Source organism: Neobacillus drentensis (assembly GCF_021560175.1).
In the GTDB taxonomy this organism is placed as follows: Bacteria; Bacillota; Bacilli; order Bacillales; family Cytobacillaceae; genus Neobacillus; species Neobacillus drentensis_A.
Genome location: NZ_CP091110.1, coordinates 3,669,681 through 3,695,349 on the forward strand (window position 1 = coordinate 3,669,681; position 25,669 = coordinate 3,695,349).

Sequence of the window (25,669 nt, forward strand, 5' to 3'; positions counted from 1 at the left end):
AACTCTTTAAATATTCTGACTCATGTTATTTCGCTTCCGACTACAAAAAGAAAGGGTTTTCATTATCATTTTACAAAATAAATTCTATCTTCGGCGATTTGCATTTTATCGACTTCTTTTATAAAATTTCCGACTTCCTATATTTTTTTCTATACTCGGATGGAGTTACATTCGTAATTTTTTTAAACTTACTACTAAAATAGGCGAAACTATCATACCCAACATTTAGGGCAATCTCACTAATTGGTATATCTGAATAAATAAGCAAACTAATGGATCTTTCTATTCTTTGTTCTGTTATATATTCAGACAATGAAAGTCCTGTAGATTTCTTAAATATTCTTGCAAGATAATCAGGATTTAAGAAAACAAAATTTGCCATATCATCTCTTGAAATATCATTCGAAAGATTCTTATTGATATATTCTTTGACTTTAGAAATCACTGACTGGGGTTTTGTGACCTCTTCTGTATAATCCACTGCCTTATTTATAAAATATTTGATCCAATTACTCATATTATCAATTGAACCTGTTGATTTTCTATACAAATCCTGTGATGTAGTGTCTTTAAAAAGCTGGTGTGCCTGCACCTCTTTTTGTTCTAGAAAAGAATAGACCATTTGTAACATATCGTGTTGAAAGATACTTAGAGCCTGAACATTAAGCCTTTCTTCTGCTCCTAAATTATGAATATAACTTACTATTTCATTAACCAAATTCTCTTTTTTGCCTTGTCGTAACATAATCGACCAATCAAGAATAATACTCTTCATAACAAAATTCTGTGAATCTTCGTCACCTTTACCTTCATTTAATTCAAAGATTTTACTGGTAAGTGCCACATTGTTTTGGTCCATATCCAAGAGCTGTTTATACATTTCTGCAAGTTGCTCTCCAAAGACGAAGTTCCCTATATAACAACTCACACTACATCGTAAATATTGATTGCAAATGCTAATAAATTGTTCACAAGACTTCTTGATTTTTACTAGATATTGTTCTTTGTTATTAACCGCTGGTAATATTACTGCTAACTGACCTTCTACATTAAACACTGAATTGCAATGTAAATCTTCAGCAATTATTTCACGCACAATATTTTTCAAAGCATAATCTAGTAAAAGATCATTCCAACTACCTAAGTCGGTTACAAGTCGTTTTTTACTAATCAAAACTAAAAGATATTGATCAGCTATTTTATAGTCTACATTTCTTTTTTTAGCATCTTGTGAGATGACCGAAGGACTTTCAGATATCGTTCCTTTTAAAAGGTCCGACCAGAAACCTTCTTCTATTATAGATTGATTATGAATCCATAACTCTCCGTATTCACTATATTCTTTTAACTTTTTTCTTGATTTAATTTTGGATATCACTTGAAAAATAACATCTTCTAACTTCTCAAAAGGGATTGGCTTTACCAGATAATCAGAACACCCAAGTTCGATTGCCTTTTTGGCAAATTCAAACTCCGCATGAGAAGTCAATAAAATACTTTCTGTATCTGGAGAATGTTCCTTCATCCATTGAAGTAATTCTATTCCACTCCCTTGAGGCATCTCTATATCACAAATAGCTAGATCTATTTTTTTCTCAATCAGTATTTCCTTGGCATGAGAGATATTAAATGCTGAGAATACTTCTGTAATATGGAGTCTTTCCCAGTTAATACTGTGTTTAATTGCTCTAACTGTTTGTATTTCATCATCTACTATGATAATATTCATGACTTTTTCTACTCCTTTTCCAAAGGTAAAATGATATCGATACGTGCACCTGAATTATTACTATTACTTGCTTTTATACAAGCTTTGTCCCCATATATCAGTTTGATCCTTTGCTTGACATTCCAAATACCGATGCTTTGTCCTTGATCTTTATGAATAATACCTTGATTTATCTTTACTAATGCCTCGGCAGAGAATCCCTTTCCACTGTCTTGAATCATGATATTTACATATTTGTCATGCTCATTTTCTATTAAAGCTGCCTTTATTAATACTGTTATTGGCTCGTATATGTCTAAAGCATGCTTTACTATATTTTCAATGAAAGTAAGTAGAATAAGTGGTGGTATATGAATATCCATTAACCGTTGATCAGTATCAATTTCACAACTTAAAGAAACGCCTGACCTAATTCTTTGAATTTGAAGAAAGTTCTGGACATGCTTCAACTCGTCTTCGAAGGGAACCAGCAGGGAATCCTTTTTGCACATATACCGTAGATAATCCGCCAAATACCGTACTAACTCTTGAATTAACTTATAATCCTTCATCTCTGCCATACTAAATATCGTATTGAAAGCGTTTAAATAAAAGTGCGGTCTAATCTGCATCTGAAGATACTGCAGTTCTGCCTTTTGTTTATGAATCTGTTCTTCGTAAACATCAATTTTTAACTGTTTAATCTGTGAAACCATATTATTAAAGGCTTTATTTAATATCATGAACTCATATGGATGTTCCTCATCTTTTATTTGATAATCCAATTCTCCACTCTCAATCTTATCAATGGCAAACTTTAGTTTATTTACCGGTTTGAAAATCCATTTTTTCAATATGAGAATGGTTAATGGAACTAAAAATATCGATATAATGGCTATAAAAATAATAAAAATTTGAATAGAATTTAGCCCTTCTAATAGACTTTTATCTTTGTTAACAGACAATAACCTAAAACTACCAAGTTTTGAATCTTTCCCTATAACCATAAAATTTTTATTAGAACCTGAAAAATAATAGCTTTTTAAATGATCTGATAAATCTATTTTGTTATTTTTTATATAATCGATATTGTTCATGGGCTTCCCTGAGGATGTAGCTAATATGACAGACCCTATTTGCTTTAAATCAATACCATTTAGGTAATTTAAAAAGGTTTTAACATTTATCCAGGCTCCTATATAGGTATCTCCTACCTTTATATTTCTCAGTATATAATAGGACGAATTAACAGAAGCTGGAAACCAATCTCTTTTATTAAAACTAGTTCCATTTTCAATGGAACTTATCGTGTATTTCTCCATAGCAATTCTCTCATTATAGTTCGTTCTAGCACTATAAGAATATAAATAGTCCTTTGTTGCCTTTGAATAGATGTAGATTCCATCCACTAATTGATAGGAGGATATGGATTCTACGATATTTTTATTTAAACTTACCTTTGCTGCCATTCTGTTTCCTTCATCTGGATTTTCCAAATTAGAAATATTACTATCAGAGGTAATTATTCTGAGGAGATAGGCATCGATATTTTTTAGTTCAGAATCAATTTGATCCATATAAAGAGTAATCGTATCTCTTTTTGATTCTGCCACCTTTTCATGGAAAAGTTTTATTGAATAATAATTATCAAAAATAAGGAAAAAAACAAGTGGAATAATAATTAATTGCGAACCAACTGTAAGCTTAAAAATCAAAGATTTATAGATGTTCTTTTTCTTTTATCTTTGCATTTTTTCAACTTCTTTCGAATTTTAATTAGAAAATTCTTTATTTTATTATACAATAAGCGACAAATAATCCTAGCTTATTACATAAGTATTTCGAAAATCTGCCCCTTCTAAATCCACTTGAAAACTTGACATATAAAAACCCCCATAAGTTGGATTATTAGTCCAACTTATGGGGGTCACTTCATCTTTGGAAAGAGATTTGTACTTTAAACTAGTAAGTATATTGCCCTCCCTCTGAATGAGAGCTCCAGCCACCATCAACCACTAATTCTTCACCACTATTGCCACTTGCAGCACCTGTAATAATGGAAACTTTGTTTGTTAAACGTCCCTTCAAACATCCTCCTCAGTTCTGATTATTTATTTTAATAGAGTACAAACTTTTCCCTATTAAAAAGCAACAGGCAAGGAGGTTAAACCTTGTGAGGCTAGCTTAAATTGCCAGCTAACGTTTTCGCGAGGAATGCTTAGATGAAGATTTGGCATTCTCTTAAGCAAGGTTTTAAACGCAATGTCCCCTTCAATCCGGGCAAGAGGAGCCCCTAAACACATATGAATGCCATGGCCAAAGGCAAGATGCCGTTTGATTTTGCGCGTAATATCTAGTTCTTCTGACTGCGAAAACTGAAGTTCGTCTCGATTGGCTGATTTCATTAAAGGAAGAAGGACATCCCCTTTTTTGATTTGTTGCCCGCCAAGCTCGGTTTCATCAAGAGCATAACGCGGTCCAGCGATTGTAGAAGGGCCATTAAATCGCAGCAGCTCTTCAACTGCGGAAGGAACCAAACTATGATCGGCCTTGAGCATCTCCCATTGTTCTGGATGATCAAAGAGTATTATAGTACCAGTAGAGATTAAGGTCGAGGTGGTCTCATGTCCAGCAAATATTAATAGCTGAATCATCGAGATGAGTTCCTCTTCGTTCAGCCGATCTCCCTCCTCCTCAATAGCGACTAATTGGCTGATTAAATCATCACCAGGATTTTGACGTTTTTCGGCGACAAGCTGCTTAATGTAATCGCCGAAATCTTGCAGGCCTTTTGCAACCTCTGGATCCATCCTTCCCAAACCAAGACCATTGGCAATTAACTCAGACCACTCATGGATCTTTAAACGATCAGATTTTGGCACACCTATCATCTCAGAAATAAGGTTGATTGGTAATGGATTGGCATAGTCCTTAACTAGATCCATCTCACCCTTCGCTTGAACCTGATCGAGTAATTCATCAGCTACCTCTTGCACACGCGGGCGTAAGCTTTCCATATATTTTGGAGTAAAAGCTTTAGACACCAATGTCCGTAGTCGTTTATGATCGGGTTCATCAATCGCATTTAAGGAGTTGGAAAGAAAAAGAGCGGGACCCGATTCCTCCGTATTCCCGGTTAATGATTGCTGAATGTTATTGTTATCTGCAAGTTTTCTACTGTCAACCGTAAATCGTGCCTGATCTCTCAGCACCTGCATGACCTCTTCCATCCGTGTAACCATCCAGACTTGATTATCCGCGCCACCCATTGGTAATGGAATCGGAAACACCGATCCCATTTCTCTTATCTGTGCAAATAATGGAAATGGGTCTTCTGTATTGTGACCACCTAGTAGGCCTAGCACTCTTGCTTGAATCATTTGTTCCGAATTTTTCATCATGAACTTCCTTTCCCATCTTGAATTGTCTTCTAGTCTTGAATTAACTTAACTATCACTATTGGAGTTTTTATTTTGAAAACACTTACTTTTCTATTATATAAAACATGAAAATATTAGAAATCGGCCTTTTGGGCATGTTTGGATGTACGTTCGGGCAGGATCTTCTTAATATTATTTTTGATCCTGTTAACTTTTATAAAAAGAAAATCCCTGTTATAATCACTCCTTTTGGATTAATGATATCAAGGACCCTTTATTATTAAATTATTACAAATTATTAATATTCAAAATACCTAATGCGCCTAGTGAACCACGACACGAACCCTGTCCAGATTCTGGATCTTCGCAAAAGGTGTGTTCGGGTCACCCTCACGATGGGAGGTCACCCTTATGGCAGGGAAGTAGGTACCAGGCGAGTTGTAGGTAAATAAATCCTTTACCTCCACCACAGACTCAAGATTTCCTATAGGCGATGCCGTGAAATCACCCGTGCCGAGGAAGTCCCATTCAGCGGCCACAACCTTACCTGCCTTTGGCGGAACCTGGATTTTCGCTTCAAAGTTGACTATTTGACCAGAAGTGATTTCAATTCGTGTGAATCCGTTTGCTGTTAGATCTATTACCGGCTGAATACCTTGGCGCTCCTCAGCTTTCTTCGGTAATTTGATCTGACTGTTAACCACATTGTAAAGGGTCGATTGTGCTGGCTCCACACCCTTTTCTGCCCAAGCACTACAGTCACGAAGTGCCTGCTGGAGAATACCTTCGTACTGCACAAGACGGGCAGTGCGGGGACCGATATGATCCGCGTTGTCGTTATACCAGAGCCTGAAATTGTCGTCACAACGCTCGCCAAGTGACTCCTTCACCCTCTCACGATACCAGTCACCATGCCATGGATAAGCATCGTTATCAATGATGTTGGCAACCATTATAACCTTGCCTTGAATCATGCCAGTGTGCGTGCCGCTATCGCTCACTCCAAGGGATATCATTGGTCCAAGTTCTATTGTCCGTTGAGGGTAAAGTGGCGTTCCGTCGAACCCTCTAAGATGATCCCAGGCATCGTAACCCGGCTGCTGTGGCACTTGATGACGGTGGTACGAGAGCAAGGCGAGGTACCACCGATTATCGATCCTTAATTTAGCACCTTCATCGATCACACTCAGCACACTTTCAGGGGTCTCACACCCAATAGTAAAAACCTTCGTGTCTGGATCCAGTGAACCCGCAAGTGTTTCGACCCTAGGCGTTCCTTCGGATGTGTAGAGCGTATACTCGAGACTGTTTTTTGCCAGGTCCGCTGGCAAGCTATTAAGAACTAAACTAATTGGTTCATTTTGTTCGTTACGGTTGACCTTTTTGATGGTAGCGATGTGATCAATCTTGGCGTTACGGAACAGTTCACCGAGAGCTGATTGCTCCGTTCCCAAGTACCCCTTCTTACTCCAGAAGTCACTAACATAATTGGAATCAGTGGTCCGGACTACGCCACCAAAACCAAGAAGACCTTGAGGGTCGTTCATTCCAAGCAAATAGGTGTAGTCCTCCCAGGCTTGCATTGGTACACCCAGTTTTGTCACCTCTTCTAGCACCGCTCGTTCTACCTCATTGAGCCCTATGTACGGATTCCCACTGCCGCCTGGACTCACCGCATCCGCTATCTTCTGTACCTTTTCCTCTAACACGAAACGTGCAAAGGCCCTGGCAAAGAAGTTATTCGGGATGGATGTTGGCACTCCTGGAATGAATGGCACAGCACCGTCCCATACCCCATTGGTGTTCTCTATGGCCCCTATGGTCTGATAGGAGCCGCCGCTTCCACCATAGATATAACCATAAATACGTTCGGATGAGCCGTAATAGCTCGCTGCAACCGTCCTAGAAAACTTCGCCGCGGCTGCGTCCACCCGATATCCACCCCCGCCGTTCGTCTGTACTGTGTACGCCCCGCTGTCTACGCCAAAGCTTATGGTCTCGTCGGTTGCGTTTTCGTCTATGAGCGGGTACACCAAGTGAAAAAAACGGCCCTTCCACTGACTCTTCAGTGGGAAGTAGAAGTTAAACTTTTTATTAGTGCCCTCGAAGTGACCCGATACCCTGTGGTGAGGTACCGGGGTGGTATGATCGGTTTCGCTGTCGATGACCGGACGGTTGTAAAGAGGGTCCTCACAATCAGCAGTGATCCACATAGGTCCATCTTCAGCTGCTAATGTATTTGATTTCTTAGAAGATGTCATAATTACACTCCCATTGTATTAGTTTTCTAATTACTTATTTTTAAGTTCAAATCTAGAAAGTTAGTAAAAGCTTACTTAATGCCTTTTGCCTTTTTATTTTGTTAGTCCCATTTGATTACGTCTTTCCTCATTTTCCTTACGAATCTGTGGAACGAGTTTATCCAGTTTGTAGAATTTCAATGTAAGGGCTACCAATATATAAAGTACCAGTGGAATAATACTGAATAACATCCGTATCATTACATCCGCTGACTCGGGCTGGGTTGCCGTATTCCCAGTATATCCTGACACACTAAGCAAGACACCCATTACACCTGAACCAATCGCGGCCCCTATTTTACTAGTAAAGCCTGTTACACTTCCAAGAGTGCCTTCCGCACGAGGTCTTCCCTGCCACTCGTTATAGTCCGCACAATCGATAATCATCAAAGCACTCAACATAGCGATTGGGACTGAACCAGCTCCAGTTAATATGCCGCCAAGGGCTAAAAGTGGAAAGTTATCTACTGCAATAAAATTAACTAAATAACCTAAGCTGGTGATGAAAATACCTGCAATAATCAGCTTTGTAGTAGAGAATTTTCTGATAATCATTGGGAACAAAAACACCAAAGGTAAGATCACGACTTGGGTCAGGGCAAGAGGACCCATCAGCCCGACATTTTTTACAATATAAGTGAAGTAATAAACACTAACTCCCATATTCGCAACAAAGTTGTATACAAATAACATGATTGCAATGATATAAATATAGCGATTGGATTTAAGTACTAACATTAATTCCTTGAAATTTACCTTTTCACCAGAAACCGTATCAACATTGTTCGTTTCCTTTATGAAAAAGAAGCGTAATAATCCAATTAATAAAAAGGGAACCGCATATATGGCAATCAAAGTCTTCCATCCATCCGCGGAGGTAGCCAGTTTACCCATCAACATAGGGAAGCTAACATTAACCGCAATTGCTCCGAGAAAAACAATAATGGATCCATAGGAACTTATGGCAATATAATGCTCTTGCTTTGAAAAGGCACGTACCATATATACCGTATTGCTTGCATTTAGGAGAGTTGAGAAAATGGAATCAACAAAAATAAACATCGAAAATACCCAGACGGCTTTTGCAGCCATACTGAATTCAGGAGGACAAGCAAACATCAGCCATGTACATATCCACACCCCGATAATACTCAACTCATACGGACGGGCACGCCCAATTTTTGTATTGGTTTTATCCACAATGACACCCGCTAATAAATTGGTAATACCATCTAATAGTTTAGTAGCCATTAACAGTGTTCCTACTAAAGCAGCCGGTATTTTTAATGTATCTGTACAATAAATCGATAGAAATCCTAAAATTAACACATTACCCGATATTGATAGTGCGCGGCTTTGCCAGGCAAACATTCTCCAAGCCCCAACTTTGTCCTTGGATGTTTTTTTCAAGGGTGCTTGTTCTACTAGTACTTCTGCTTCCATTGGATAACCTCCATATGAATAAATTTTTTTCTCCCTTTTAATAAAAATACGGTCCCCTTTGAATTTGTTAGATTAAGATAATAGCGTTTTTTTATTTACCAAAGACCTTAAAAGATTAAATATTTCCTCGTTCTATAGTTTCACCTCCTTTCATGTAAAGGTTTTCATTTCTTTTTTTGAAAATTAAATCTTTTTATTATTTTTTCATATGAACACTTATCTTGTATTTCAATTTTTCTATTTATATTATAAAATTTCTACAATATTTAATGGTGCTTGTTGTGAATCACCATATCTTTAAAAATAAAAAAGGGATTCCCCCCTAAAAGGAGATAATCCCTTCTGCCGTCATTTGTTCCTAGTCGCAATAACCGCTATACCTTCTTTTCCTGGTAAGTTGACCCTTACCTTACCTTTTCCTTTATCAAGCACCGTTTCACGCGTCATTTCCCAAATATCTATTACTTCGATTGAATACTCTTCACCGTTTTCAGGCAGCTCTAATTCAGTAAAGCAAAGACATTCCCTTCCCAAATATTTGATCATGTATTTGTCATCATGTCTTCCTGAAAAGACCGAGGAAAACCCGTACATAAACTCACTTAATTCAACTGGTTCAAGACTAAATAGTGCTTTTGCAAATGGATTCATCTCCACAGAATCAAGTTTTTCCTTTATACTAGGATCATTAGGATTTACATCAAATGTAGCTTTGTCTGGCTGTATGTCCCCTTCAAGTTCAGATATAATATTCTTTAGAAAAGCAATCCGGTTTACACTCTCCCCGTGTAGTTCTCCACCCTTTGCCCACCAAAGAACTTCATCATCCCTATGAAACGTTTCTCCATGAGTACAGTATCCACCCAGTACCATAACAGTCCAAAATCTGTGAACCATTTCAAAGCCCGATATATTTCCCCAACTTGGTTCAATGTTTCCTTCATATTTACACTCATCAATCAAAACCGGCTTTTTATATTGATCTCTAAACATTTTTGTTTTTTGTACACTATTTGTTTGAATAGAGCAGTGGGTAATCCATTGCTTCGATGCATCGTAGACTTTTAGGCAGTTATGGTTGGATAACAAATGGTGATAAGGATCTTCACTACTAATAAACTTGCCAAAGGACTCCCAATCTTCTTCATTCTTATTAAAGACCAAATCATACTCATTTGCTAAACTCCACCAAATGTTTCTGAAGGCTCCCAACCTTCTTACACAATAGTCAAGATACGTAAGATTATCCTCTCTGCTTAAGTTCGCAAACCCCCATCTGTCATATGGATGGAATAAAATTAAATCAGCTTCAATACCTAAATGTAAAAGCGCTGTTAATTGATTCTCTAAATGTTCCCAGAATTCGTAGTTTGGCAGGTTTACGTCCCAATTGCCTGCTTCATCTTTTTCGAAAGGAAATAGCTCAGGATCATTATTGTTATACATAAAACTTTTAGGAAACACACACATACGTACCTTATTAAATGGACTTTGGGACAGTGTTTCGATTGTCTTTTCAATAAGCTGCATTGGTTGATGAATCCAAGCATATAACGTGGTTCCAAATGGAATATACCTTGTACCATCGGCATATTGAAAATTCATACCATTGACAATCACAGGCCCATGATTATTCGCTGTTTCCCTAAAACATTCAAAATCTCCAGATTCTCTAATTTCTTCTGAAGCGTTGAGGATTAATTCATAATGCCATATACCTTCTTCGTCAGGCATAAAGCGAACTAAATATTCACCATTGCCATTGTAGAATCCCTTAATGTTAACCTCTTTGTCCTCTTTTCTAAAGGTTCCAGTAAAATCAACCTTAACATTGGTAGTAGATGGCTCCGGGCCTTTAATACTTCTCTCAAAGATATTATATTTTTCTATTTGTCTCATATAATGCTCTCCTCTCTATTTTTCACTCTTTTGTGGTTTTTGTGGACATGTCCCCATTGTCTTTACTACATTTTCATATATATTTTCCCATAGAACAACTTGTCATGTATTTCAATTTTTCTATTTATTTTATAAAAATCCTATAATATATTGGAGTTTGTTGTGAATCACAATATCTTTAATAAATTAAAAAGGGATTCCCCCCTAAATGGAGAAAATCCCTTCTTTAAATAGAATAATGTACGATTTTCATATTCTATCTTTTAACTGCTTTATTATATTTGGACCGCCCTTAGCGCAATATATGGCTTAGAGGGAAGGCTAATAGTCGACCCACCTGTAAATTCTCCTTCTAAACGCGTTATGGTCATCTCCCATGTATCAATAATTTCTATTTTGTACCTCTCATTTTCCGAAAATGGCAATACTTTAGAAGAAGGTCTACTATCACCAAAATAGGCAAGTAAATACTCCTCCCCTATTTTCCCTGCAAAAACGGTATCTTCAAAATTAAACGGCTTTAACTCTTTTGCTGGTCCATCTTCGATGATAGATCGAAAGAAGGCAATCCGGTCTGGACTCTCGCCGTAAAGCTTACCTCCATGGGACCACCAGATAATTTCATCAGGATTCATAAATGTCTCACCATGTGTAACATAACCGCCTTGGGAAGCACCTTCCCAAAAACATTGAACCATTCTTTCAGCCGTGAGGTTTCCCCATCCATGATTCAAATTTCCCTCATATCGGCATTCATCATAAATAACAGGCTTCTCATATAACGCCAGTAATTCCATAACCATCGAAGTGTCAGGATGCTGAATGCTTGCATGTGTTACCCATGGCTTACTGTGATCATACCAATGAGTATTGCTGCGATTGTCTGGACGATGCCAATTATGAATCGACCTTAAGTGCTGAGATGAATCTTCTTTTTGAATTAATTTAAACAAATCATCCCATTCAGACATCGAACGACTTTCAATGAGATCATATTCATTCGCTAAAGACCACCAAATATTTCGAAAAGAAGCCAAACGAGCAATTACATAAGAAAGGTAAAGCCGATCTGCTTCTATTCCCATATTTTGGAATCCCCATCTGTCATATGGATGAAATAAAATTAAATCGACTTCAATATTTAACCCGTCTAACCTTGCTATTTGCTCTTCCAACTTATCGAAAAAACGGGTATCAAAACAGCTAAAATCAAACCCCTCTTCTAATGAACCGACAAAAGGAAACAAAAGTGGTTCTTGGAGATTATAATCGTAGTGTTTTGGAAATACACACATACGAATTTTATTAAATGGACCACTTTTTAAACTATCATAGGTTTGCTCCTGAATCTCTTCTTTCTGATAGTTCCATACATATGCAGTTGTTCCAAACGGATAGTAGGGTTTACCATCTGAATAGGAAAAATGTGTTTTACCAGAAACAATTACAGGACCATGATTGTCCTCTCCAGCTTTAATACATTGGAATTTACCCTTTAAATGATTTAAGGTTCCTATATTACTCTCCGTTTGAAAAGACCATTCTCCAATTTGATCAGGCATATAACGAATGGTATATTGGCCCTCACCAGCATAAAAGCCTTTAACCTCAACTTCACGATTTGCATTCTTAAAGATGGCTTTAAGCGATACATCTATGAAAGGATTTCCTTCATTAGGTCCTTCCCAACTTGCTTCAAACAGTCCCCATTGCTCAATAAATTGATCTTTCATTTCAAAACTCCAATCTAGTTTGGTAACTGAAATTAAATCATTTTGATCTCCCAATTTTAATATTGTTCTAGGACAACAAAATCTACCTTCCAACCTTGTGGTACATTCAAGCTTACAACAAACGTTTTTCTTCTAATAGATGTAAAGTCAAGATGCTGTTGTGCCACCATCAATCACTAACTCCGTACCCGTAACAAAAGATGATTCCTCTGATGCTAAGTACAATACGCCGAATGCGATATCTTCTGGGGTTCCAAACCGGGGAAGAGGCGTTTTTTCCTCGAATTTTTGCTTCAACACATTATGATAGAGTATGCCTTCAGTCATAGGAGTAATAATTAGTCCTGGATAAATTGAATTTACACGGATTTTATCCTTTGCATAATCCACTGCTGCAGCTCTAGAAATGGAGCGTATCCCTCCTTTTGATGCTGTATAACCGTTAAAACCGCCACCAACAAGTCCGGCAAGGGAAGCGATGTTTACAATAGAGCCACCATCTTGTTTCATTATGGGAATGACTTGCTTCATACCCAAATAGCTCCCCGTTAAATTGATGTTTAACAGGCGCTTCCATTCTTCCGTAGTATCTAATTGGCTGCTAATGCCAGCGCTATTTACAAGAACGTTAATTGTGCCGAACGTGCCAACTGCTTTTTGTACAGTAGCAATCCATTCTTCTTCATCAGATACATTAAGTTTAATACCTATTGCCTCACCCTGAAAAGCTTCGATCTCTGCAACAGTAGTATTTAAGCTGTCTGTTTGAATGTCTGTCAATACAACTTTGGCTCCTTCTTTTGCCAAAAGAATTGCACTAGCTTTACCTATGCCGCTACCGGCTCCAGTTACTAGGGCAACCTTCCCTTTCATTCGATCCATCTTTCATATCCCCTTTCTATTTCTTATTAAATCTTAAATCTATTATTAAACTTCTTTATTTTGCGTAAAATTTTCTATTCTTACCGTCAATATATAAATCTGATGCAACTCTAAAGCTGTCCTTTAGCCTGATATCAATAGAAGAGCTTCCAATTAGCACATCTATGTCACCAGCCTCAATTTTCCACTTCATGTCACGATCAAGAAACGCCATTTGACTTGGTTCTACCTGGAAGGAAACCGTTTGCTTTTCTCCAGGCTCTAGTTCAATACGTTTAAATCCTGCTAATTCCAAGACTGGTCTAGTCATGCTGGCATAACGGTCCTTAAAATAAAGCTGAACTACTTCTGTTCCCTGCGTTTCACCTGTATTTTCTAAATCAAAAGTAATGGTGATTACACCGTTTGGTTCTATTTCTGGACTACTTAATCTCAAATTGGAATACTCAAAACTGGTATAAGAAAGTCCATGCCCGAAGAAATATCTAGGTGTATGAGGCATATCCACATAATCGGAAAAACCTATGCTTTCTCCCTGATGGTAACTGGAGCCATTCGGATGATTGTAATAAATAGGTACCTGTCCAGCGGAACGTACCACAGATATTGGAAGCTTCCCGCTTGGATTATAGTTACCAAGTAAAACATCCGTAATCGCTTCTGCTCCTTTCTCTGCAGGATTCCACGCCTCTAGAATGGCATTTGCATATTTGTCTGCTGCATCACTGGAGATGGGACGTCCATTAAAATGTACGGCCACTACCTCTTTGTGTAATTCAGATAATTTCTCTAATAAGGTTTCCTGACAGATTGGGAGATTAATATCCGTTGCATCAATACCTTCTCCCATAGAGGCAATAGAGCTGGTGCCATGTTTGCCACCCAATGTAACGATAACCAAATCGGCATCACGGGCTATTCTTAAAGCCTCTTCATGACCAGACATATCATTTCCTGCCACTGGATATCCAAACGAATAAGCAATTTCAGTCTGAGGCAGACTTTCCAGTAATTGTTCAAGTAAATTCTTGATTCCTGGCTTTTGTTTCTGTAATAGTGCCTCAAAAGCTGGATCATCATCTACCTGTATAGGGGTTCCAGGGATTGTCTTCATCACAGATTTCTTCTCGTCTGCCTTTGTTTCTAGACCAGCCATAGTAGAAATGGCAGCTAACAGTCCTTCCGCCATACTAAAATGAGTATAGCCTCCAAAGAAAATTCGAGCGTCTGAAGCATGGCATCCGATTACAGCAATTTTTTTCACATTCTTTTGAATAGGCAAAGTACCATCATTTTTTAAAAGCACTAGTGATTCTCTGGCTGATTGCAGCGTAACGTCCTCATCTTTGGAGCAATGAAAAGCCTTTGTCAGCTCTTCACCAGATAAGGCATAAGGGTTCTCAAAAAGCCCCATTCTAAATTTAGTAGCTAAAATACGCCTTACAGCTGTGTTCAAAATATCAATATCTGCTTTCCCAGTTTCAAACCATTCCGCTAACTCGTCATTAAAGCATTTCTTAAACATTAGCTCCATATCCATACCAGCGCTTAATGCACGAAGTCCTGCTTCCGTATAACTTTCACATACCTTCTGAACCCCATGAATATTCATAATCGCACAATAATCTGATACAGTGATTCCATCAAAGCCCATATCGTCCCGCAAGATTCCTGTCAATATTTCTTTGGAAGCGGACACCGGTTCTCCATTGATAGAATTATAAGAAGGCATGATTCCTCTTAAATTTGCTTCTGTAATTGCTGCCTGGAAGGGCTTCCCATAGATTTCTCGTAAAGGTCTTGCCGGCATATCAACATGAGTCCCGTGTATTCCGCCATCAGAAGCATGAAAGCCCAGAAAATGCTTTGCGACACTTTCAGAACGTCGATGGCCCGTTTTTTCTAATTGAATACCTTTCGTATAGGCAACGCCCATTGCCGCTGCTAAAGTAGGATCCTCACCATAGGTCTCTCCTTGTCTACCCATTCTTGAATCTCTGGATATATCTAATACCGGTGCAAAGACTTGTGTGATGCCAACCGCGCGCTCTTGCCTGCCAACTATTTTCCCGATTTCTTTCTCTAATTCAGGATCCCAAGAAGAGGCTCTTCCAATCCCTGAAGGAAAGCTGGTAGCCCCTTGTACATACGCACCACAAAGACCTTCCATATGAAAAATGGCCGGAATACGATGTTCACTTAGCGACATGACTTTTTCCTGTATTTCACGCTGGAACCTTGCAGCATCTTCAAGTGTGTCTAGCGACCTCATCTCAAGAGTACTAACCTGCCCCACTCCATGTTTATAATTTTCTTCTAAGTATTCATATTCCGATAGTTTTATAGGGAAGTAACAAACAATCTGCCCCATTTTTTCATCAATACTCATTCTCTGCAACAAATCATCTGCACGTTTTTCAGCTGAGAGCGAAGAATCCATATATTTTATACTCGTTTTCTTCATAATTTTTCTCCTTGCATACTTGTTATATAGCGAAATCTATTAATAATTTATAAGTTGTATCCCGAGAATCTTCCATTATATTGATAAGTGAATTCATTGAAAAAAAAGTACTGCTGTGCAGTTAATTATTCCATCAGCCTTTCAGCAGCACCTTCTCATATTTACGATTATTTTCTACTACTTCAAAAATCACATTTATTTACGAACAAGGGATAAACCGGTCATATTTTCCACTTCCAGATTAAATCCTCCCGGTTTTTCAACACTGTAAAAGATAGTGTTATCTTCTTTCCACCATTTAACACTTAGAAAGCCGTTGTTTATCGGTACTCTCCCTTCACACCAATCCAAGTCTGATGCTTCAAACCTCAGGGAAATAAATTTATTTAACACATCAATATCGCTAATACCTAATACATTTTTATATAGCCAGTACACAATATGTGATCCAAATCCATGATTGCAGCTTGCAGAATCATCAGCATGCTCCCAAATAGTTCCGGTTTGATTTACCATATAAGTCAAGTAATCGCTGGATTCGTCTACCAATTGTTTCCCTAGCCCATATCGTGAGAGTAAATCCAACCTTAAATAGTTTCCAATAAATGCATTTGCCGGATCTACATCGGGATGAGCTCCAGTTGCCTTTCTTTTAGGTCCAAACTCAGTCAACAATGTATTCCATAAATGTTTATGTGTTTCCGGTGTAGCAACCTCAAAGAAAAAGGCGTAGTATTGACATACTTCTGATTTGTTTTTTGTAACTCTTAGGTCACCATTTTCACGCACTGCATTATCTACAAAAAATGTTCCATTATAAGATTGCTTTCTAATTTCCTCTTTTAATCTGTAAGAATGTTCAATCAACTCATTCATATTATAAATTCTTCCCGCAGCAGCCAAAGCTCCTGCATAAAGCATATTGCTAGGATAATTGACATCCTGGACATAATCATTTGCCTTAGACCACTCAACAAACACCCAGCCATCAAGTTTTTCAAGAAGTCCATTTTCATTTTCAAAAGCTTTAAAATACTCAAACAGCCTTAATACTTTCAGCTTAAATTTCTCTACAAGCTCTGTATCTCCGCTTCTTTTAAGATATTCTTCTAGTTGCACTACAAACCACAGCGACCAATTTGGAATGAAATCCCCGTATTCCGATTTTAAATCTGTCACGATTCCAATAGCATCCGCAGGATAACACATTGGCAACATGTTCTCAGGCAATTTATCAAACCTATCTACCAAGAGGTAGTTTTCAAAGAAGTTCCTTTCTACCTTGGTGTTTCCTGATAATCCAAAAGCGGCTCTTGCAGTAAAGAAACTATCACAAAGGTATCCGCCCCTTTCACGGGAGGGACAGTCAGTAAAAACATCCACTGAGTTTTGCCACAATGTTTCTCTGCCAGCTTCAAAAAGAGGGCTTAGTTTCATATCACTACATGAAAAATATGCTTTAAATACATCTGGGTTTGCAAACTCTCTTAAATGAATATTGCTAATCTTACAGGAACCTTCAAATACCATTACTTTTAAATATCTTAAAGTGTAGGCTTCAAATGCCTCTAGGTTGTATGTTCCCGTTTCAAGTTCATATACAATAAAAGGATTAATTCCTGCACGTTTGAAGTCTACATCTCCTTCAGTAAGTTTTTCATCAAATATAATGATAATTTTAGTCTTTTCTTCAGCTATTACTTTTGCACCGATAAAGCCTGTTAAATTGGTACCGAAGTCAAAGGTTTTGTATGAACCTATATGTAACTCGGTTGTAGAGTCACTGGTGAGAAAACTGTCGCTTTTAAGTTTTTGACAGTACCTAATCTTTTGTAGGTCAATGGCTGGATCCTCTTCGAATTCATTAATGGTATATCCCTTTTTAACTCGGCCAACCATATCAGTAAATAACGAGACCCATGATGTTTCTGCTGTTTCATCTTCTTTAAAAATGCCCTCTTCAACTTCTTTAACTGGCATTTTCAAAGCAAACTCAGGATACTCAACCACGCGAGGCAAAAATATTTTTTCGGGTACTACTTGACATTCGACAGCCTTCAAATCGTAATCCTGTTTTGTTCTCCAATCTGCATACCGAGAATCAAGCTTATAATATTCAACAAACGATCCTCTTAGAAAGCTGTTGAAAGGAACTTTTTGCACCCGTTCATTGCATAACCTTGCTTCAAACAACACACCATTACCTTGAGTTGAAGCAATTACTACATCTCTACACAACAGCTCGGCCTGGATAAATTCAGGTTGTTCCATAATATAGTAATTTTCTACATTATAAGCAGCAACTTCTATTGTAATTATATTTATACCATTAGCTAGCTTCTCGGAAATATCGAGTTCATCAACCCGGAAGTAACCTTTTGCTGCTCTTGCAGGTCCATAACCTGCAAACTGTCCATTAATAAAAACTCTATATATGGTAGAGACTGCTATTTTTAGTTTGCATGTTTCAAAACTTTGCATGTCAATAACTGCTCTAAATTCTAAAGTATAATTCATTTGCCCCATTAATTCCTCAGGCTAAATAGGTTTAGCCGACTTAAAGAAATTGGCCTTTTTTTCAATGTAGGTTTTCATTTATTATTTTCCCTTTAACTATTTATTTTTAGAAAATGTTGCAATTGTTAGGAGTAAGTCTTGGATCTGGTTTGATCTTATCTACTCCGATCGACTCTGGTTGACGGTTAATCATAATCTTCCACTTTCCATTCATCTTTCCAGTCTATATAAGCCATCTCACCATCAAACCTTACAGTTAGCCATACATAATCTGATACGGAGGTATCAACATCTAAATCTAGGCCATATTCTTGTCTTTCCGCATCCTGTTTATTTTGATTTCCTTGCATTTTAAACAGACTCAACATTTTTCTTTTTCCACAATCCTCACTTGATACTTTTCTAAAACAACTTCACCAGACAATTGTTCTCCAGTGACCATATCTTTAACAGCAGATTCAAGCACGACGGTTTGGTCTTCCTCCGTAAAGTTCATTATGAAAATATAGTCACACTCAGGGGATTGTCTCACTTGTACAGATACTCCCTTACCGTGCTTAACGGAAGCAGCAGGTTTAATCGCTAATTCGTTTATTAGCCCCGAATAGAATTCACGATGGAAATCATCCTCTAACCGGGCGCCAATATAATAGGTTTTTCCCTTCTGAAATACGTTGCTTGTAACAGCCGGTGTATTCGCGTAAAAATCCTGCACATAATGGGCTTCTGTTTTAGCTGCATTTAATTGAATAACTGTTGCATAATCTTTTAACTCATACGATTTACCATTGAAATGGACTGCATTGCAATCATTTGGATACAGCGTATCGGTTTCAACAGGAATCATTCCAAAAATCTCTTGAAGGTCTTTGTGCCAGCCCCCTAAATACGTTAAATCATGTTCATTAACAATTCCGCTTATGTAGGTCATGACTAACGTACCGCCGCTGGCTACATATTTCTTCAAGCGTGAAATCGTTTCTTCGCTTACTAAGTATAGCATTGGCACAATTAATAATTTATACGAGGTGAAATCCTGGTCTTTGGTAATGACGTCGACAGGAATATCCATTTCCCAAAAAGTTCGGTAATGTGTCTGCAAGGTTTGCGGATACCGTTTCGTTTTTAAACCAAAGCCTGATGCATCGTTAAGGGCCCAATTGCTTTCCCAATCATAAAGAATAGCAACGTCTGAAGGGCGATTTGTTCCCACTACATCAGAAATCTTTTCCAAGATCCCCCCCAATTTTGCAACCTCTTGGAACACACGGTTATCCAAGCTATTATCATGGTCAACAACCGCACCATGGAATTTTTCCGCAGAACCTCGTGACTTACGCCATTGGAAGTACATGACGCTGTCCGAGCCATGTGCCACCATTTGCATGGAGGAAAGCAGATGCATTCCTGGTCGTTTTGCTTTATTCACTTGATGCCAGTTTACAAGACTCGGAGTAGATTCCATTAAAATAAACGGCTGCTGTTTAAGACTGCGATACAAGTCATCTATGAATCCTACTCTCATTGCCAAGTCAGCTGTACTCTCCCAATTATTGTGCCAAGCAGGGTAGGCATCCCAGCTGATCACATCAAGATGTTTCGCAAACTTGCTATAGTCAAGAGCTTGGAACGGAATGAGTTCATGTGTATCCGCCATGAAATTCGTCGAAACTGGAATTTCAGGTGTAACTTCCTTTATGGGGATAATCTCATTCTCAAAGAAATCAATCGTCTGATCGGTTACAAATCTGCGCCAGTCAAGGTTTAATCCGTGTACCGTATTTTCTCCAATTGGAGAAGGAGATTCGATTTGTGACCAATCTGTAACAGTGTGGCTCCAAAATGGACCCCACCAAGCATGATTCAAGGATTTAAGGTCAGGATATTTCTCTTTTAACCAGTTTCTGAAGGCTTCCTGACATAGATGACAATGGCATTCGCCGCCATATTCGTTTGAGATATGCCACATTAACAAAGCAGGATGCTGACCGTATCTTTCAGCTAACAGGCGGTTGATCTTCTGAGTTTTTTCACGATAAATCGGTGAAGTAAAGCAATGATTATGTCTTGCTCCATGCAGCTGCTTCACTCTTGCTGAATTAACTCGCAGTACTTCAGGGTATTTTTGAGACATCCAAGCAGGACGAGCCCCACTTGGTGTGGCTAAAATCACTCGTCCTCCTATACCGTAGATATCATCAAAAATTTTATCTAACCACTCAAAGTTATATACTCCTTCTTCCGGCTCTAATGCAGCCCAGGCAAAAATGCCAACAGAAAAAGTATTCGTATGGGCAAACTTCATCAATTTGATGTCATCCGCTAATATATCAGTTCTATCTAGCCATTGATCAGGATTGTAGTCTCCCCCATGAAGCATAAAATTAGCTTTAGTAGTATATGTTCTATGAAACTTTGTCATCGTCTCTCCCCAATTCATCTGGTCAGTCGCCCATCGCTTATCGTCTGGACCAAGTTCGCTATAACTTCATCGCACCGGTTAAGCCAAGCTCCCCACTTCTTTATTCCGCTCTACAGTCTCTCCTCGAACCCTTCACATTATTACGGGAACACCTGGAAGACTTTTAAACCCCATTGAAGCTTGCTAAGCTGCGGTTCAAAGTTAAATCATATAATTTCAATTCGTTCATATGCATTTTTTCTCCATCCTATGAGATATAATTTCAAAGGAATAGAATTCTTTATTATTTAATTGTTTTCAAGTATGTCCAATTGAGCAAGTCTTGGATTTGGTTTGATCTTATCAACTTCGATCGACTCTGGATGACGGTTATTCATAATCTTCCACTTTCCATTCATCTTTCCAGTCTATATAAGCCATCTCACCATCAAATCTTACAGGAAGCCATACATAATCTGATACTGAAGTATCAACATCTAAATCTAGGCCATATTCTTGTCTTTCTGCATCCTGTTTATTTTGAGATTCTCCCGATATAACAGTATCTCTATCTGGCCCAAATAATAATTTAAATCTCTCTTCAACTGTTCGATACCTATTACCATTATAAAAATCTTCTCCGATTATCTCCGGAAGTTTTGGAAGCCATCTATCCGCCAATGCAATATACAAATCTTTTTTAAACGGATGTTTAAATACAGAGGTGATCTGTGAATTAAATGAAGTGCAGGTAGGATCCTCTGTATGCGGATTCCCCAAAATCTCCCATGGACCATGAAAAGTTTTGGCACGAGCGACCTCCGATGGGTTTGGATGATATCCTGTTGTGCCGGATGTGAACAAGTAGTGTAGTCCATTCCTATAAAAGTAAGCTGGTGCCTCACGAACATATGGAGGTTGGATATTTGGAAAATGAGTAGAATAATAACCAGTTACATCCGTGAAATCTTCTGTTAAATCGGCACATACAAGTTCACTATGAACTCTTTCAAAATAGTAGTAAGCCTTTCCATCTGGCGCCAAGACCAAATCAAAATCACCGGCACTCATATTTAATGGACGGAGACCACTTTTCACCATGGTATATGGTCCTAAAATATGGTCACTAATCAAAACCGTTGATTCCTGTTTTCCTTCTTTTTTCATAATCTTCAGCCAACATACAAACTTACCTGTTTTTTCATTAAAAATAATATGTGGTCTATCCATGAATTGAGAAGGATGCAGGGGAGAGTTCTCATCTTCTTCATTAGGAGGAATGATGATTCCTTTGTCTTCCCAGTTATACAAATCTTTTGATGCATAGCATTTAACTCCCCAATGCCAAATTCCATTTCCAGCCTTTGTGTTTTCTTTATTTTCACCATACCAATAAAAAGTATCTCCTACAGTAATGATAGATCCCCCATGCGCCTGAATGCGCTTTCCATCGGTATCTAACCAAACTTGTCCTGGTCTGATTGAATTATATTGCATTTTATACTCACTTCTCTCTTTCTATCTTTTCCTACATTTTCGCATAAAACTAGTTATCTTTATTTCAATAAATTTGGTTATGTTATAAAAAATCTAGATTATATTAATTGGAGGCTGCCCCTTAAAATTAGAATAAAATAGAGTCCTCAGGGTCTTCAAATATCTCATTAATACATGTATAAATTAGTTGGCATTTATTCCCCAATCACTACATTTTCCGAAGATCTTTTTCTTAATTCAGCAGGTGAAAACCCCTCCATTTTCTTAAAAACCTGCGTAAAATATGTGTAATCACAAAAACCTACTTTCTCGCTAATTTCGTAGATGAGCTCATTTGTATTGAGAATAAGTTCTTTCGCTTTGTCTATCCTTAAACGGGTCACATATTCCTTGAAGGAGATTCCAAATTCTCTTTTAAAGAGATGACTAAAATAGTTTGGTGTTTTCCCGACATGCTCGGCAACCATCCCTACCGTAAGATCACATGTATAGTTTTTACGGATAAACTCATCCGCACGGTTCATTGCCGGACTGAGATCCTTTGATAACCTTTTGCCAATCTCTTCAACAACCTGAACAGCTATATTCCTGAATTCATCAATTACTAGAATTTCCTCATTACCTTCAATGAATTCTATTTGCCCCTGAATGTCATAGATCATATCAACTGGGATGTTACTTACTGTGACCATTATTAGTTGAAGCAATTTACGGGAATAGGCGGAAACACTTTTTCTACTATAATTTCTTTCTTTCTTAAGGCGGTCATATTCACTATTAACCAACATTACTATAGTAGCAAAGTCCCCTTGGGACAATTTCAATATGAAATCTATATTCTCTAGCAAACCAATTATCATACTACTTTTTAATTCCATGAATCTGTCGTACACTTTGATAGAATTAGACCCCTCGTAAAGTCGCATACATAATGCTTGGTTTGCTTCGTGATAGATTTTACTAAACTCTGAAACGCTGCCCGGACTGCTGATTCCAGCCGAGAATGAGATGCGGTAAATGGCATTCAACTCTCGATTCCATACCCTTAGCCGTTTTGTCATTTCATTTGCAAATTGAACATTGTACAGATAAGATTGTGTTTCCGTCCTCATCAAAAGTAGGAATTTGTCTTCTTTTGACCATAAAATGACCCCTCTAGAGGCTACATCACTGGTTGCAAACAGATGGTTTATCGTATCCGCCACGCTCTTCAATCCATCCTGATTCTTCCTCCAGTCACCATCCATTTGTGCGGATATACAGAGGATCAATCCTGTTGCATGAAAATTATAATATTGCTGCAAGCCTTGCAGAACAATCAACTGGTCCGAAATCTTACCGGAAATCAATTCTTCTACAAAAGTTGTTTTATACGAATCGAGATATTTATAAAATTCTTGTTCCGTGACACGTTGCCTTATAATTTCTTCTTTTACATTCTTAATGAGTGCAATTAAATTCCGTGCCCGAATGGGCTTCATTTCATAATCAACAGCACCTAATTGAATCGCTTTTTTTAGGTAATCAAAATCGTTATATCCACTAAGAATGATCACTCTCGTCTGCGGTTTCTTCTCCTTAATTTTCCTCAGCAGCTCCAAGCCGTCCATTCCAGGCATTCTGATATCCGTAATAACGATCTCCGGCAGAAACTCAGTAAAAAGTTGCACCGCCTCAAGCCCATTAGAGGCGGTAATAACCTGTTTAATGTCCAAAGCTGACCAATCAATTCCTTGTTCAATCCCTGACCTGATCTGCTCATCATCATCTGCTATCATCAACTTCATTCCGTATCACCCGCAATTATTAATTAATCTCTCATGATACCTTTGTTGCCAGAACGGCTATACCTTCTTTACCTGGTAAATCTAGTAATTGCTTTCCAGTTGCTTTTTCAACAACAGTTTCACGTGTCATATCCCAAATATCTATTACTTCTACCCTATATTCTTCACTATTATCTGGAAGTTCTAAATTAATGATACAAGGACGTTCTCGCCCTAAATATTTAATAATATATTTATCCTCATGTCTTCCAGAAAAGTTAGTAATGCTACCAAACCTAAAAGTATCAAATTCTACAGGATCAAGAGTGAGAAGAAATTTCTCAAATGCAATTTCATTTTCATTCTTTTCTTTCGGTTCATTAGGATTCATATTATACAAATCTTTGTCTGGCTGTATTTCCCCTTCCAATTCATGCATAATTTTCTTTAGAAAAGCTATGCGTTCTACACTTTCTCCATGTAATTCTCCACCTTTTGCCCACCAAAGAACCTCATCATCCCTATGATAAGTTTCACCATGCGTACAGTAGCCGCCAAGTACCATTACAGCCCAAAATCTATGAACCATTTCAAAAGCTGTTATATTCCCCCAACTATGTTCAATATTACCTTCATACCTACACTCATCAATCATAACTGGTTTTTGATACTGATCCCTGTACATTTTCGATTTATGAAAGCTATTTGTTTGGATGGAACAATGCGTAATCCAAGGTTTTGATGCGTCATAGACTTTAGTTAAGTTATGATTTGAAAGCAAATGATTGTATACATCTTCACTACTTATAAACTTGCCAAATACCTCCCAATCTTCTTCGTTAATACTAAAGACCGTGTCGTACTCATTTGCCAGACTCCACCAAATATTTCTATAAGCAGCTAGCCTTCTTACACAATAATCAAGATATGTTAGATTATCGTGTAGACCTAATTTTGAGAAACCCCATCTGTCATATGGATGGAATAAAATTAAGTCAGCTTCAATACCTAAATCTAAGAGCGCCTTCACTTGAGTTTCCAGATGGTTCCAGAATTCGAAGTTTGGCTGATGCACATCCCACTTGCCTTCTTTATCTTTTTCAAAAGGAAATAGTTCAGGCTCATTATTGTTATAAAACAAACTTTTTGGAAACACACACATCCGAACTTTATTAAAAGGACTCTTAGATAGTGTCTCAATTGTTTTTTCTATAAGAGCCTTAGGTTGATGAATCCATGCATAGATTGTGGTCCCAAATGGAATAAACTTTGCACCATCCGCATATTGAAATTTCATCCCATTGGTAACAGCAGGTCCATGATTTTCACCTGTTTGCTTAATACATTCAAACTCTCCAGATTCAGTAATGAGCTCTTTAGCGTTAAGCTTTAATTCATAATGCCAAACACCTAAATCATCAGGCATAAAACGGACTACATATTCACCATTTCCATTGTAGAATCCCTTGACTTCAACCATTTTATTATCTTTACTAAATGTTCCAATAAAATCTACTTTAACGTTTGATTTAGTTGGCTTTGGCCCATTAATACTTCTCTCAAAAATATTATATTTTTCAATTTGTATCATTTTGTTTACTCCTCTCTAAATAAATCCATGATCCAATTCTTTTAATATCACTTTCATTTTTAAACCTACTAAAACTAGAAATTCGATA

The 25,669-nt window shown here is 37.7% G+C and carries 16 protein-coding genes; all 16 read right to left on the minus strand.

Features of this window, described 5'->3' with window-relative positions; translation table 11 throughout:
• Nucleotides 1-118: 118 nt before the first annotated feature.
• Nucleotides 119-1,729 (minus strand): response regulator transcription factor, encoded by a 1,611-nt coding sequence (locus L1999_RS17210; protein WP_235739670.1) that lies wholly within the window; start codon nt 1,727-1,729, stop codon nt 119-121.
• Between the two features lie 8 nt (nt 1,730-1,737).
• Complete coding sequence (locus tag L1999_RS17215; protein WP_235739671.1) at nt 1,738-3,423, minus strand: sensor histidine kinase; 1,686 nt, start codon at nt 3,421-3,423, stop codon at nt 1,738-1,740.
• A gap of 247 nt (nt 3,424-3,670) precedes the next feature.
• Nucleotides 3,671-3,796, minus strand: a complete 126-nt coding sequence (locus L1999_RS29655; protein ID WP_275677009.1) for a hypothetical protein — start codon at nt 3,794-3,796, stop codon at nt 3,671-3,673.
• A 53-nt stretch (nt 3,797-3,849) separates the two neighbouring features.
• Nucleotides 3,850-5,109: a cytochrome P450 family protein gene (locus L1999_RS17220; protein WP_235739672.1), complete on the minus strand. Its 1,260-nt coding sequence runs from the start codon at nt 5,107-5,109 to the stop codon at nt 3,850-3,852.
• A gap of 302 nt (nt 5,110-5,411) precedes the next feature.
• Nucleotides 5,412-7,349 (minus strand): Tat pathway signal sequence domain protein, encoded by a 1,938-nt coding sequence (locus L1999_RS17225; RefSeq protein WP_235739673.1) that lies wholly within the window; start codon nt 7,347-7,349, stop codon nt 5,412-5,414.
• A 93-nt stretch (nt 7,350-7,442) separates the two neighbouring features.
• Nucleotides 7,443-8,831, minus strand: coding sequence for an MFS transporter (locus tag L1999_RS17230; protein ID WP_235739674.1), 1,389 nt, complete (start codon nt 8,829-8,831; stop codon nt 7,443-7,445).
• A 348-nt stretch (nt 8,832-9,179) separates the two neighbouring features.
• On the minus strand, nt 9,180-10,730 hold the full coding sequence (locus L1999_RS17235; protein ID WP_235739675.1) for a DUF5060 domain-containing protein: 1,551 nt from the start codon (nt 10,728-10,730) through the stop codon (nt 9,180-9,182).
• Nucleotides 10,731-11,005: 275 nt separating this feature from the next.
• A complete protein-coding gene (locus tag L1999_RS17240) occupies nt 11,006-12,463 on the minus strand; it encodes a DUF5605 domain-containing protein (RefSeq protein WP_235739676.1) in 1,458 nt (485 codons plus the stop codon).
• Nucleotides 12,464-12,610: 147 nt separating this feature from the next.
• Entirely contained in the window at nt 12,611-13,345 is a 735-nt protein-coding gene (locus tag L1999_RS17245; RefSeq protein ID WP_235739677.1) for an SDR family NAD(P)-dependent oxidoreductase, read from the minus strand.
• Nucleotides 13,346-13,400: 55 nt separating this feature from the next.
• The gene (locus L1999_RS17250; RefSeq protein WP_235739678.1) at nt 13,401-15,809 is read right to left on the minus strand and encodes a glycoside hydrolase family 3 N-terminal domain-containing protein; all 2,409 of its coding nucleotides are present in this window, start codon (nt 15,807-15,809) and stop codon (nt 13,401-13,403) included.
• A 195-nt stretch (nt 15,810-16,004) separates the two neighbouring features.
• Nucleotides 16,005-18,335: an alpha-L-rhamnosidase-related protein gene (locus L1999_RS17255; protein ID WP_235739679.1), complete on the minus strand. Its 2,331-nt coding sequence runs from the start codon at nt 18,333-18,335 to the stop codon at nt 16,005-16,007.
• Between the two features lie 176 nt (nt 18,336-18,511).
• Nucleotides 18,512-18,694, minus strand: a complete 183-nt coding sequence (locus L1999_RS17260) for a hypothetical protein (RefSeq protein ID WP_235739680.1) — start codon at nt 18,692-18,694, stop codon at nt 18,512-18,514.
• Nucleotides 18,688-20,748 carry a beta-galactosidase GanA gene (locus tag L1999_RS17265; RefSeq protein WP_235739681.1) on the minus strand — a complete coding sequence of 687 codons (2,061 nt, stop codon included), beginning with the start codon at nt 20,746-20,748 and terminating at the stop codon, nt 18,688-18,690. Before L1999_RS17265 ends, L1999_RS17260 begins: the two co-directional genes overlap by 7 nt.
• A 369-nt stretch (nt 20,749-21,117) precedes the next feature.
• A complete protein-coding gene (locus tag L1999_RS17270; RefSeq protein ID WP_235739682.1) occupies nt 21,118-22,224 on the minus strand; it encodes a family 43 glycosylhydrolase in 1,107 nt (368 codons plus the stop codon).
• Nucleotides 22,225-22,418: 194 nt separating this feature from the next.
• Entirely contained in the window at nt 22,419-24,011 is a 1,593-nt protein-coding gene (locus L1999_RS17275; protein ID WP_235739683.1) for a response regulator, read from the minus strand.
• 31 nt (nt 24,012-24,042) lie between these two features.
• Nucleotides 24,043-25,581, minus strand: a complete 1,539-nt coding sequence (locus L1999_RS17280) for a DUF5060 domain-containing protein (RefSeq protein ID WP_235739684.1) — start codon at nt 25,579-25,581, stop codon at nt 24,043-24,045.
• Between the last annotated feature and the right edge of the window lie 88 nt (nt 25,582-25,669).

Excerpts from the sequence above, each read along its gene's own strand:
- L1999_RS17210 (WP_235739670.1), bottom strand. The coding sequence starts at position 1,729 with ATGAATATTATCATAGTAGATGATGAAATACAAACAGTTAGAGCAATT.
- L1999_RS17220 (WP_235739672.1), bottom strand. The coding sequence starts at position 5,109 with ATGATGAAAAATTCGGAACAAATGATTCAAGCAAGAGTGCTAGGCCTA.
- L1999_RS17225 (WP_235739673.1), bottom strand. The coding sequence starts at position 7,349 with ATGACATCTTCTAAGAAATCAAATACATTAGCAGCTGAAGATGGACCT.
- L1999_RS17230 (WP_235739674.1), bottom strand. The coding sequence starts at position 8,831 with ATGGAAGCAGAAGTACTAGTAGAACAAGCACCCTTGAAAAAAACATCC.
- L1999_RS17235 (WP_235739675.1), bottom strand. The coding sequence starts at position 10,730 with ATGAGACAAATAGAAAAATATAATATCTTTGAGAGAAGTATTAAAGGC.
- L1999_RS17240 (WP_235739676.1), bottom strand. The coding sequence starts at position 12,463 with ATGAAAGATCAATTTATTGAGCAATGGGGACTGTTTGAAGCAAGTTGG.
- L1999_RS17245 (WP_235739677.1), bottom strand. The coding sequence starts at position 13,345 with ATGGATCGAATGAAAGGGAAGGTTGCCCTAGTAACTGGAGCCGGTAGC.
- L1999_RS17250 (WP_235739678.1), bottom strand. The coding sequence starts at position 15,809 with ATGAAGAAAACGAGTATAAAATATATGGATTCTTCGCTCTCAGCTGAA.
- L1999_RS17255 (WP_235739679.1), bottom strand. The coding sequence starts at position 18,335 with ATGGGGCAAATGAATTATACTTTAGAATTTAGAGCAGTTATTGACATG.
- L1999_RS17260 (WP_235739680.1), bottom strand. The coding sequence starts at position 18,694 with ATGTTGAGTCTGTTTAAAATGCAAGGAAATCAAAATAAACAGGATGCG.
- L1999_RS17265 (WP_235739681.1), bottom strand. The coding sequence starts at position 20,748 with ATGACAAAGTTTCATAGAACATATACTACTAAAGCTAATTTTATGCTT.
- L1999_RS17270 (WP_235739682.1), bottom strand. The coding sequence starts at position 22,224 with ATGCAATATAATTCAATCAGACCAGGACAAGTTTGGTTAGATACCGAT.
- L1999_RS17275 (WP_235739683.1), bottom strand. The coding sequence starts at position 24,011 with ATGAAGTTGATGATAGCAGATGATGATGAGCAGATCAGGTCAGGGATT.
- L1999_RS17280 (WP_235739684.1), bottom strand. The coding sequence starts at position 25,581 with ATGATACAAATTGAAAAATATAATATTTTTGAGAGAAGTATTAATGGG.